Below are 11,469 nucleotides of genomic sequence, written 5' to 3'. Positions count from 1 at the left end.
GACTTTGATCAGTGGTCGTTCGTGTCGATTCGAGCGAGCGTGAATCTCGCGAGCGACCAATTCCTTCCCGGTTCCGCTTTCACCCATCACCAACACGGTCGAGTCGGTTGGTGCAACCAACCGAATCTGCTGGGCAACGGTTTGCAACGCATCGCTTTGCCCAACCATTTCGCCAAAGGCTTCGCCGCGGAGTTCTTCTTGCAGGTAATCGTTTTCAAGTTCCAGACGGCCGCGAAGCGATTCAATTTCTTCCCAAGCCTGCGCGTTCGCGATGGCGGAAGCCACGTGGTCCGCAATCATCCGCATCCAGTCCAAGCATGCGTCGCCGATGGCGGAACGAGCGAACACTCCGAGCACGCCGAGGGATTTGCCGCGATGGATCAGTGGTTGCCCACCGAATCCACGGATGCCTTCTGACTTGGCCCAATCAAGTTTCACCAGCCATTCGGGATCGCCATCGATATCGGGAATCTCAAGTGGCGTTCCTGTCGCCGCGATTCGTCCGACCTTGCGAACTCCCAATGGGAATCGTCGGAACTCACCCTCGATGCGAGTCAAATCTGTATCGGGATCGACGATCGATGTTCCTGCGCTGGCGACCAAATGCAGGCATTGCGTTTGGTCCGGGCATTCGTTTCGCATCGGACACGACAGGCAACCGGCCCCGGGGCGGATCAACCAGATTCGAGCCAACGCGACTGCGTCGGAACGGTCCAGGTGATCGACGACCAATCGCAGCACGTCCGCCACACTGCGTTGCTGCGCCATCGCTAACAAAAGCGATTTGGGATCTCGAATGACGGGAACGTTGTGCTGGTTCATGCCCGAAGTATGGCACGAAATCTCATGCTTTAACAACGATAAATCGTTGAAGCACGAAATTTCGTGCTATCGGAAATTGCAGGTGAAACTTCGTAAGGTGTTTCTGGGTAATGACTTGCGTTCTTGTTGGTGTCATTGGCACGATTCGTGCCTAAGAGGGATCCAACGCCGGCAGTTGTTGCTGGTGACTTTTGAATCTCTCGGATCCCAACGGAGTCCAATCATGTCCCGAATCGAAACTGTGAACCCTGCTCAAGCGACCGGCAAAGCCAAAGAACTGCTTGATGGCGTTCAAGCCAAGCTTGGAATGACACCCAACATGATGCGAGTGATGGCCAATTCACCCGCCGTCCTGGATGCCTATTTGAAGTTCAGCGGAGCGCTCGCTGCCGGTGAACTGTCCGCCAAACAGCGCGAGCAAATTGCTCTCGCCGTTGGTGAGACCAACTCATGCGAATACTGCCTCAGTGCTCACACGGCGATCGGCAAAATGTCGGGTCTGACTGCGGATCAAATTTTGGACGCTCGTCGGGGCAAGGCAGATGACGCGAAGTCAGGAGCAATCTTGGCGTTTGCGAATTTGGTCGTTGAAAAACGTGGCTTCGTTTCAGACGCCGAGATCGCAGCCGCACGAGAGTCGGGAGTGAATGATGCGGAGATCGTTGAGGCGGTGGCCAACGTGGCGCTGAATGTTCTTACCAATTACACCAATCACGTTTCGCAAACGAAGGTTGATTTCCCCGCCGTGGAGCCGTTGCCTGCGGAGTCATCGACTGAGTCGTGTGGGTGCCCAACGACGGCCGGCAGTGTTGCCTGAGCTCGTCGCGGGTAACAAACCGTTGAACCGAAAGAAAAGGTAGAGCCAACATGGCAAGTCCAACTGACATACGCCCCCCGTTCACTCGCGAGACCGCGCTGCAGAAAGTGCGAGCCGCGGAAGACGCTTGGAATTCACGCGACCCGCAACGAGTTTCGCTGGCGTATTCCATTGATAGCGAGTGGCGGAACCGAGACGTGTTCCTGCGAGGACGCGAACAGATTGTCCACTTTTTGTCCGACAAGTGGGACTCTGAAAAGGAATACCGACTGACCAAGCAATTGTGGTCATTCAGCGAAAACCGAATCGCGGTTCGGTTCCAGTACGAGTACCAAACCGATTCCGGAAGTTGGTTTCGTGCCTATGGAAATGAGAACTGGGAATTTGATCCTGATGGTTTGATGCGGCGTCGTGAAGCCAGCATCAACGACCATGCGATCGATGCCTCGGAGCGAAAGTTTCATTGGCCCCTGGGCATCCGACCATCGGACGATCCGGGGCTGGAAGAACTCGTGAAGTGAAGCCGTTGATCACCTGCCCTCGCGTGACCACCGTTTCCGCGAGGGCAATTTGTGAACGAACAGACGATTGAACATCCATCCGACCACCCATCCAATCAACTCAAAATATCAAATCATGAAAATTCAATCACTCGCCTACGGGGTCATCGGAACGGCCCTCGTTGTGGCTCTTTCCGGTCCTATCGCTGCAACCGCATCCGCAGAAGACCACTCGCACATCGCGGCGGATTCACAGGTCATGCATCGCACGATGCAGATCGACGATTTGGAGATCTTTTACCGAGAAGCAGGGCCGAAGGATGCACCCACCGTGTTGCTGTTGCACGGTTTTCCGACCTCGTCGCACATGTTTCGAAATCTGATTCCGGCTTTGGCGGATCGCTATCACGTGGTCGCACCGGACTATCCCGGGTTCGGATACAGTTCGGCTCCGCCGGTTGATGAATTCGAGTACACGTTCGACAACGTGGCTCGCGTGATTCAGGTTTTCACTGAACGATTGAAGCTGGATCGATACTCGTTGTACGTGATGGACTACGGTGCCCCGGTCGGATTCCGTTTGGCGACGGCACATCCAGAACGAGTTCAATCGCTGATTGTTCAGAATGGAAACGCCTATGAAGAAGGCATCGACAATGAGTTTTGGGTTCCCGTGAAAAAGCTGTGGAAGAAGCGTTCGAAGCAGAATCGCAACGCACTGCGTTCTTTCCTAACGTTGGAAGCAACCAAGTGGCAATTCAACCATGGCGTTCGCGATGTCGCGACGATCAGTCCCGACAATTGGGCGCACGTGCAGCCGCTGCTCGATCGACCGGGAAACCAAGAGATCCAGCTTGAGATGTTCCACAGTTATGGCAGCAACCCGCCTTTGTATCCGAAGTGGCAGGCCTATCTTCGTGAGCATCAACCGCCGACATTGATCGTATGGGGAAAGAACGACGCGATCTTTCCTGCCGAAGGTGCGTATCCTTATCAACGCGATCTGAAGAACGCGGAGTTGCACCTGCTTGATACCGGTCACTTTGCACTGGAAGAAGACGGTGACGTGATCGCGAATCACATGCGACGTTTTCTAGGACAGCATGTGCACTAAAATTTCGCGACGAGGCTCTTACTGCCAGACTCGCAAGGTAGGACCGGGGATGGATTCATGTCGCGAACTGGCAAAGGCATGAACCAATCCCCCGTCCAGGGTTTCCGGTGTGTCGCGGACGATCACAAGTTCAAGGATGTCGCTGCGGTGTTGGTTCACAAGATCGTTGAGCAACGCGGACTCGATGGTGTGAGACTCCGATTGGCTGCCTTTCGGAATCACAAAACGATCGACCAAAGACCAGCCACTGGTTTCGGTTTCCAAATCCAACCAAGGAACGGTGTCGGGTGAAAACGGCGTTGCTTCGTTCGGGAGAGAGCGTCCGTAGACCGAGAACGTTGAGTCGGGAGTTCGCGATGCGAATCCGATTCCTGAAGGAACCGCGGTGAGCTGCAAAACGGCTCGCTCGATCGGCTGGTCAGCCAGGCCTCGCAGATCAAACCGCAGGCGGATCTGGCGATCGAACTCAATCAGTTCATCGGACTTTTTGACGAGCAACAGATCTTCGGGGCCCTTTCGGTTTTCAGGATCGCGTTGGATCCAGACGTCCCCGCCGTCGCCTTGAGAGGTGAAGATTTGTGTCAGCCGGCGAGCGTCGTTTGTTGAAGGCTGGCGGTATTCATTGGGTGACAAGATTTGCTGGGACAACAACCACGCCGATGTCTGTTGGGTCAGGCTTCGCGTTTCGCCTGTTTCCCGAACTTCGAGATCGACGCGTCCATCAAACACCTCGACCACGGAGGCTCCATCGGATTTGACTGACACGCCGAAGCTAGTTCCTTGATCGGTCAGGCGACCAGTCGGGGTGTCGACGACGAATCCTCGCAAGCCATCGCGGACGGTGACGACTGCGGTTCCACTGGCGAGACGACAGTGCATTGGATCGAGGATTTGCAGGTCGGCAGGGCCTTCCAGGTCCAATTGGGTTTCGTTGTCAAAACGCAGCGACGCAAACCCGCTGGCCAATCGCAAGTGTCCGACGCCGAGTCGTTGTCCTTCCGCGAGCGGCACGGTCGACGTCTGCCACAGACATTGGACCGTTGTTTCCAGCACCGCGAAGGTTTCGTTGGAATCCGCTGGGGTGGCGTTGCGGTTCCAAAGGGCAGTCGCCACCAGAACGGAAGCGGCCAAGGCCATCGCCCAAGTGATGCTTTGCCAGGTTCGAGAACCCTTTGTTTCGCGAGTCACTGGATTCGCGGTTGGTTGTTGTTCGCGAGCCTCGATGCCCAGCAAACACAGTTCGCCATGGATCGCAGCCGCCTCAGCAAATTCGCGGAGTCGTTCGGGGGACGCCATCGCGATGGATTCGAGTTCGCGAATTTCTTCTTGAGTGGCGCGACCGTCGAGAGCCACGTCTCGCAATTCCAGGAATCGTTTTTGGTGGGAGTCGTTCATGACGTCAGGCCTGCCTCCATTTTGCGAGACACGCAATCTCGCAGTGAATCACGAATGCGGCTGAGCATGCGATAGATCGCGTCGAGGGATCGACCGGTTTGAGCGGCGATCGATTCGATTTTGTCACCGTCGGTGTACCGCTGCTGAATCAGTTGCTGGTGTCGATCGGGCAAGGAACGGACGCAGGCACGCAGCGTTTCCAAGCGTTTGTCGTATCGTTCCGTTTGTGTGTCCAGTTGGGTTGCGACGGCGTCAAGAAATTCATTTGAAAACTGCAATCGACTTCGGTGCTGTTTCTGCCGCCACGCTCTCATCTGATTGAATGCAACGCGGCACGACCAAGCCGTGAAGTTGGTTCCCAGTTCGAAGTCATCAAACTTTCGCCACAGTACCAAGTCAGTTTCTTGTAGGACTTCTTCGACGTCATTTCGGTCATTCATCAGGCTCATCAGGTAAGCAAAACGATGCCGACGGGTTTGCCCGAGCAGGCGAACGAATTCTTCGGTGCGATCAACGGGGCCGGTGATCGAAGCGTCGGAGTCGGTCATGCGCTGGGTTCCGTGAATACGACGTGCGGGCGAGTTTCGGGATGGCGTCGGAGGGAAATAGCCGTCCGGCCTGGACTTTGGACGAGAAAATGCTTCTTTTGCGTTCCTTAGCGAGAAAGTGTCCAATTTGAGCGATCCAGGTTATTTAATTGCAGTCCCTGATTCCCGCTCAAAGGTTCCCGGCACAATTATGCACCCTCGTTCGCGTCTGGTTTTTGTCTGCCTGTTTCTGCTGTCCGTTTGCTCGATTCCCACAACGGTTCACTCCGAGTTTGACGCGGGGGAGTTGCGCTCGTCGGCTCGTCCGAACATTCTATTTGTGCTGACCGATGATCATCGCGCGGACTGTTTGTCGGACACGAAAGACGGTTTGATCAACACGCCGAATTTGCAGCGGATTTGTGAGCAGGGGACTCGATTCGAGAATGCGTTTGCTGTTCTGGCGATTTGTTCACCCAGTCGTGCCGCTTGTTTGACAGGTCAGTACGGAAGTATCAATGGAGTCACCTCGATTGGCAACGTGAGCCTTCGATCCCCGGCATCGACGTTTGCATCCAAGTTGCGTGGTTCAGGCTATTTGACAGCAGTCACGGGGAAGTGGCATCTCAAGACCACGCCGGAAGAAGCTGGTTTCCAGTTCGCATCGGTGTGTCATTCGAACGGGACTTGGTACGACCGTCGGTTCAAGGTCGATGGTGAGTCCAAGAAGATGCCAGGGTTTGTCGATGATGTGACGGCGGATGAGTCGATCCGGTTCATTCGTCAAGCGAAGCAACAACAGAAGCCGTTTATAATGTGGATGAACACTCAGGTCCCGCACATGGATCATCGGCACACTTGGCCGGCCGAAGAAACAATTCTGGCAAAGTATGAAACTGAGAAGATGCCTTTGCCGACCACGTGGGACGATGATCTCGAGGGCAAGCCAGCCTACCTGAAGACCTCGCGAAATCGCATTCAAGCAGAGAAGTACGGTTACCAGGACCCGAACAAAATCCGATCGCACACGCGAGATTATTACGCCAGTGTGGAACAGATGGACCGGGCGGTTGGTCGAGTGTTCGACGAGCTTGAGCGACTAGAGATTCGCGAAAACACGTGGGTCATTTTGATGGGCGACAATGGCTGGTTCCTCGGGGAACATGGCATGACGAGCAAGGTGCTGGCGTACGAGGAATCGATGCGAATTCCGATGGCAATCTTTGGGCCGGGAGTCAAGCAGCAGGTCGCTCGGGAAATGGTGCTGAACGTTGACGTGGCAGCCACCATTCTGGATATCGCAGGTGTGGCATCCGGTGACGAGCAACAAGGACGAAGCCTGTTGCCGATCGCTCGCGGAGAAACTGTCACCGATTGGCGAACCAGTTTTCTGTACGAAGCTCCCACGCCTCAATTGGGAAGCCAACCTCATTGGGCGATTCGCGATCAAACACGAAAGTTGATTCGCACCGAAACAAAAGAAGGGAAGGTTTGGGAGGAGCTTTACGACCTGCAAAAGGATCCCATCGAACAGTTCAATCTGGTTTCGGCTCCAAAGTACCGCGACGTTTTGGAGGACTTGCGAACTCAGTTGAAACGTCAGCGGTCGAACATGGAAGCGTCCGCAAATCGATGGAACGCGACGCTTGTTTCCAAACCGTCGACTCAGCAGGACGGTGGGTCCGCTACTGTCGAAGCGCCCAAGCCGATTCGGACGGATCTTTTCATCAGCGGCGTTTACCCGCACCTGACGACGTATGGCATTTACAGCCAGAACGGGGCTCATTTGAAAACAGGCCACAACGAGTGTGGGATCGGGGCGATCGTGCCGTGGGCCGGCAAGCTTTGGATGGTCAATTATGCACCACACATGCCACGCGGCAGCGAGCACAAGTTGTTCTCCGTTGATCCCGATTTGACGAAGCCTTTGAACGTGCATCCCGAAAGCGTCGGCGGGACACCTGCGGGGCGGATGATCCATGAAGAGTCACAGCAGTTGCTGATTGGACATCATCTGATCGATGCCAAAGGCAACGTGCGAACGATCTCGCCGAGCGACATGCCGATGCGAGTGACGGCGATCACGCGGCATCTAAAAGACCCTGAAAACATGGTTTACTACATCGACATGGAAGGCGCGATTTGGGAAGCCAACGTGCACTCCTTGAAGGTCAATCGATTGTTCAAGAAGCCCGTTCCGGGTTGGCACGGGAAGGGGGGCTACACCTCGCAAGGACGTTTGGTGATTTCTAACAATGGGGAATTGCATGTTGGAAGTTACAAGGATGTCTTGGTGGGCGGCGAAGCCAAGACAGAGGAAGAACGCGGCGTGCTGGCGGAGTGGGACGGTGAGAGGTGGAAGATCGTTGAGCGTCGGCAGTACACGGAAGTCACTGGCCCCAACGGGATCACCGGAGGCAGCGACGGTGACGATCCCATCTGGACGATGGGGTGGGATCGACGAACCGTTCGGCTGAAGGTGTTGGAAGACGGCAAGTGGCACACCTATTTGCTCCCCAAGGCGGCCTATTGCAACGACGCCAGTCACGGTTGGTACACTGAATGGCCGCGAATTCGTGAGATCACGGGCGGACGCTGGATGATGGACATGCATGGCATGTTCTTTGACTTCCCAAAAGGTTTCTCGGTGGGGAATTCCAAGGGTTTGCGTCCGATTGGGAGTCACCTCCGATACGTTCCGGACTTCTGTGCTTGGAACGATCAGTTGGTGCTGGCAACCGATGAAACCAGCATCCAAGGCAATCCCTTGGCGGGCCAACCGCAGAGCAATCTGTGGTTTGGTGACTACCAAGATTTGAAGACTTGGGGACCTGCATCTGCTTATGGTGGGCCGTGGATTGATGATGAAGTGAAGGCCAACGAATGGTCCGATCCGTTTCTCGTCGATGGTTTCCAGTCGCGAACCTTGTACTTGGCCATTGGCCAGTTGAAAACGAAGCCAGTGGTTACATTGCGAGCGACTGACCAACAAGAAATCACATCGCTGCCTGAAGAGTTGAGTGCGTTTCCGACCGTGACGGTACGACGTGGCGACTGGACTCGACCGGCACCAGGCTATGCCTTTCAAGTCGATCAGCCTGTCACGGTTTACTTGGCCGTGGATCATCGAGGCGACCCGCCAATGTCTTCGGACTGGCAATTAACGCAGATGGAAGTTCGGTGGGGCAATGGGCACCACGATCGGGTTTACATGCGTGCTTTCCCGGCAGGGAAAATCTCGATTCCCGCCAATGAAACCGAGCACACGCCTGGATCATTTGGGATGCCACACACCGCGTTTGTCGATGGAAACGCGGCCGTGAAGATGATTCGTGGTGAGGGAGCGACGTTGAACAAATCGCAGGCTTCCCGGCAATCCAAAAATATCGTGGTGCCTGCGGATGCTTCCGTTCAGATCACGATGCAAATTGATCCCGATGGAACGAACGAGTGGATTGATTTTCGTCAGTTTTCGGTGACCGGTGAAAACTCGGTTGTCGAGATGCTTCCCCGAGAGATGGACGCCGTTTGGGTACGGTTCAAAACGGATCGCGATTGCATGGCGACGGCGTTCATGCATCAAACATCCGCTTATCCAAATCAGCAGCGTCACGAAGAGCTGTTCGCGGGTTTGGCCGGCGTGGATGAATCACAAGCCATCCATGCATTGGTCTATCCGGCTAAACGCAGTCGTGACTTGCGGCTGCTGACTGATGATGGAAGGGCATTTGATTTCACAAAGAGCGATTTCCAGTTTGTGTCCGACGAATTTGATTCGGAGTTGGCGGAGAAGCTGCAAGTGGAACCGGAGTTCACGGTGGACGAAGCCTCCGTCATTGTTCGGTATCAGGGAAAACGTTATCGACTGCCCAAGGGTGATGCGATCTATGACAAACCGTTTGAGTCGGGTTGGCCGCGAGCGTTGCGAGAAGTGGAATCGGAACGCACGATTGCGAATATTCATGGGACGTTTTATGAGGTCCCGCTGGTGGTCAATGGAGCCCCGCCGGCTTGGAATTTGATTCGTCCGATCGCCAGCCATCGCAAACAGATCAGTGACTTTTGTTCTTGGAACGGTTTGTTGGTTTTGGCGGGTGTGAAATCTGTCGTGAAAGAGGACGGGCATGTCTTTCGGCATGCGGATTCCGGGATGGGGCTGTGGTTCGGCGGCGTGGATGATTTGTGGAAGTTTGGAAAGCCAGTGGGGCAGGGCGGACCGTGGAAGGACTCGCCCGTTCAGGCTGGGATACCTTCGGACGCTTACTTGATGCGAGGTTATGACCAAAAGTCAGTGACGTTGTCGCACGAGCATTCGCAACCGGTTGGCTTCACCTTGGAAGTCGACCTCGATGGAGAAGGTCGCTGGGTTGCCGCCAAACGCCTGGTGGTTCCGAGCGGCTCGTCAGTCCGGTACAAGTTTCCGGAGGGCTTTTCAGCGTGCTGGGTGCGGGCAATCAGCGATGCTGACACCACCGCAACGGTGCAGTTGGGTTACCAATGAACCAGTGGCGTGTTGTTTGACGAGGGTGTTGATGGCGGAAAATGGAATGGCGAACGAGGCGTTGGATCGAGATGGATTCTATGTGCTTCGTGGGGCGGTGACGTCTTCCGTGGTGGAGCATCTGTTGCAGGTGTGCACGCAAACGTTGGTCGCGGAATCCGAGTCTGTGCGGGCTCGGTCGAGTCGCGGGCATGTCTACGCCGCACGCAATTTGATCGCGAGCATCCCGGAGGTGACCACCGTATGGCAGTCAGATCCATTGCTGTCGTTTTTGCGAGCGGAGCTTGGCGATGGTTTGGGATTGGTGCGAGCGTTGTTCTTTGACAAACCGCCGGATCGCACCTGGGCGTTGCCATGGCACAAAGACACTTCCATCGCTGTGCGAGACAACTCGGTGGAGTCGGCGTGTTTTTCGCGGCCGACGAAGAAGGCGGGCGTGCCGCACTTGATTGCAAGCGATGATGTCTTGCGGCAAATGCTGACGCTTCGCATTCACCTGGACGAAGTCACCACAGAGAACGGGCCATTGCAGGTCATCCCCGGTTCGCATCACTCGAGCGATTGCGAGGGGGACGGTGTGGCGTCGGCGGTTCCCGTCTATGCCGCGGGAGGCGACGTGTTGGCGATGCGTCCGTTGATCAGTCACAGCAGTGGATCATCTGAGCCGGGCACGCGGCGTCACCGCCGAATCTTGCATTTGGAATTCGCGAATTCGGCCACGCTGCCCGATGGAGTTCAGTGGCATGACTTTGTCACGCCGGGTGTTTGAGTCGCGGTGGGGCGCGTGACGTTCAGTTGGACTTCGAACTGGGGTGATCATCAAAGTAGAAATCGTACCAATCTCGCTCTCGCATTTTCTTGCCTTGGGGCAAACCGGGCGGATCCAACTCCAATGTCCAGGTTTGCAAGGAGTCGTGCAATTTGTTCCCGAGTTCCGGGTAGCTTTCGATCAGGTTGCGATGTTCGTGTTGATCGCTTTCTAAATCGAAGAGGTAACGTCGGCCGTCGCCAACGAAGATGTACTTCCATTTGCCTTGCCGGACTGCGGCCTGGTCCCAGAAGCGAAAGTACAGCGTGCGTGTGGAGGGGATTTGGATGTCGTTCAATCGCGGGATCAGGTTGATGCCATCGAAGGGGTCGCTTTTCGGATCGAGTTTCCCACCGGCGAGCTGCAAGACGCTGGGGGCGATGTCGAGGGTGCTGATGGGCCAGTTGTAGGTGATCGCGCTGGGCAGTTGGCTGGGCAGACTCCAGATCATTGGGACGCGAATGCCGCCTTCGGACAGCATCCCTTTTTCACCGACCCAAGGGTCATTGAGGGATCCGTCCCAACCGCCTGCGTCGCCATCGATTGGGGCGTCGACCTTGGTCATTTTAAGAGGTGCCCCGTTGTCGCTGGTCATGACCACCAAGGTGTTGTCCAGCAAACCATGCGTTTTCAATTGGTCAACGATTCGTCCCACGCCATCGTCGATCGCGGCGAGCATCGCGAGTGCATAGCGCCGTCGCTTGGGCATCGATTTTGGGAAACGATCGAGGTACTCCTGGGTGGCTTCCAGCGGCGTGTGAGGACCGTAGTAGTTCAACTGCAAGTAAAACGGTTGGTCATGATTGCGATCGATGAAGCTGACGGCGGCATCGGTTTGCACATCGATGCGAAATCGTTCGTCGCGAAGTTGCTTCATTTTTGGAAGCAGATCACCCGAGGCGAGGTCAAAGTTGGTGCGATAGTTCGTCATCGCTCCCCAGTAGTATTCGTCGAAACCTTGTTGAGCCGGAGAGTAGGGTTGGAT

At 55.5% G+C, this 11,469-nt stretch carries 9 protein-coding genes; 5 read left to right on the top strand and 4 right to left on the bottom strand.

Annotation, left to right across the window (positions count from 1 at the left end):
- Positions 1-822, bottom strand: an 822-nt coding sequence (locus ACF8AM_RS07700) for a sigma 54-interacting transcriptional regulator (protein ID WP_392555073.1), incomplete at its 3' end; no start/stop codon positions are given.
- A 223-nt stretch (positions 823-1,045) separates the two neighbouring features.
- Between ACF8AM_RS07700 and ACF8AM_RS07695 the strand changes: the two genes are divergently transcribed.
- From ACF8AM_RS07695 to ACF8AM_RS07685, 3 genes are all read left to right on the top strand, one after another.
- Positions 1,046-1,639 carry a carboxymuconolactone decarboxylase family protein gene (locus ACF8AM_RS07695; RefSeq protein ID WP_392555072.1) on the top strand — a complete coding sequence of 198 codons (594 nt, stop codon included), beginning with the start codon at positions 1,046-1,048 and terminating at the stop codon, positions 1,637-1,639.
- Positions 1,640-1,689: 50 nt separating this feature from the next.
- Complete coding sequence (locus tag ACF8AM_RS07690; RefSeq protein WP_392555071.1) at positions 1,690-2,160, top strand: DUF1348 family protein; 471 nt, start codon at positions 1,690-1,692, stop codon at positions 2,158-2,160.
- A 115-nt stretch (positions 2,161-2,275) separates the two neighbouring features.
- A complete protein-coding gene (locus ACF8AM_RS07685; RefSeq protein ID WP_392555070.1) occupies positions 2,276-3,253 on the top strand; it encodes an alpha/beta fold hydrolase in 978 nt (325 codons plus the stop codon).
- An 18-nt stretch (positions 3,254-3,271) separates the two neighbouring features.
- Here ACF8AM_RS07685 and ACF8AM_RS07680 read toward each other — a convergent pair whose 3' ends face one another.
- Together ACF8AM_RS07680 and ACF8AM_RS07675 are read right to left on the bottom strand one after the other, a co-directional pair.
- Positions 3,272-4,648 carry a FecR domain-containing protein gene (locus ACF8AM_RS07680; RefSeq protein WP_392555069.1) on the bottom strand — a complete coding sequence of 459 codons (1,377 nt, stop codon included), beginning with the start codon at positions 4,646-4,648 and terminating at the stop codon, positions 3,272-3,274.
- On the bottom strand, positions 4,645-5,196 hold the full coding sequence (locus ACF8AM_RS07675; protein ID WP_392555068.1) for a sigma-70 family RNA polymerase sigma factor: 552 nt from the start codon (positions 5,194-5,196) through the stop codon (positions 4,645-4,647). The genes ACF8AM_RS07680 and ACF8AM_RS07675 overlap by 4 nt, the downstream gene beginning before the upstream one ends.
- Before the next feature lie 190 nt (positions 5,197-5,386).
- Here ACF8AM_RS07675 and ACF8AM_RS07670 point away from each other — a divergent pair, with 190 nt between their 5' ends.
- Together ACF8AM_RS07670 and ACF8AM_RS07665 are read left to right on the top strand one after the other, a co-directional pair.
- Positions 5,387-9,676, top strand: coding sequence for a sulfatase-like hydrolase/transferase (locus ACF8AM_RS07670; RefSeq protein WP_392555067.1), 4,290 nt, complete (start codon positions 5,387-5,389; stop codon positions 9,674-9,676).
- A gap of 31 nt (positions 9,677-9,707) precedes the next feature.
- Positions 9,708-10,445: a phytanoyl-CoA dioxygenase family protein gene (locus tag ACF8AM_RS07665; protein ID WP_392555066.1), complete on the top strand. Its 738-nt coding sequence runs from the start codon at positions 9,708-9,710 to the stop codon at positions 10,443-10,445.
- A 22-nt stretch (positions 10,446-10,467) separates the two neighbouring features.
- Here the strand turns inward: ACF8AM_RS07665 and ACF8AM_RS07660 are convergent.
- The coding region (locus ACF8AM_RS07660) for a sulfatase-like hydrolase/transferase (protein ID WP_392555065.1) at positions 10,468-11,469 on the bottom strand (1,002 nt) is incomplete at its 5' end.

This window comes from Rhodopirellula sp. JB055, from assembly GCF_043100905.1.
GTDB lineage: Bacteria > Planctomycetota > Planctomycetia > Pirellulales > Pirellulaceae > Rhodopirellula.
The sequence above is the reverse complement of the archived record's forward strand: the minus strand, read 5'-3'. Positions and strand labels throughout refer to the sequence as shown.

What these genes read in the sequence shown, in the direction of transcription:
- ACF8AM_RS07665 (WP_392555066.1), top strand. Translation starts at nt 9,708, where the DNA reads ATGGCGGAAAATGGAATGGCGAACGAGGCGTTGGATCGAGATGGATTC.
- ACF8AM_RS07690 (WP_392555071.1), top strand. Translation starts at nt 1,690, where the DNA reads ATGGCAAGTCCAACTGACATACGCCCCCCGTTCACTCGCGAGACCGCG.
- ACF8AM_RS07670 (WP_392555067.1), top strand. Translation starts at nt 5,387, where the DNA reads ATGCACCCTCGTTCGCGTCTGGTTTTTGTCTGCCTGTTTCTGCTGTCC.
- ACF8AM_RS07695 (WP_392555072.1), top strand. Translation starts at nt 1,046, where the DNA reads ATGTCCCGAATCGAAACTGTGAACCCTGCTCAAGCGACCGGCAAAGCC.
- ACF8AM_RS07675 (WP_392555068.1), bottom strand. Translation starts at nt 5,196, where the DNA reads ATGACCGACTCCGACGCTTCGATCACCGGCCCCGTTGATCGCACCGAA.
- ACF8AM_RS07685 (WP_392555070.1), top strand. Translation starts at nt 2,276, where the DNA reads ATGAAAATTCAATCACTCGCCTACGGGGTCATCGGAACGGCCCTCGTT.
- ACF8AM_RS07680 (WP_392555069.1), bottom strand. Translation starts at nt 4,648, where the DNA reads ATGAACGACTCCCACCAAAAACGATTCCTGGAATTGCGAGACGTGGCT.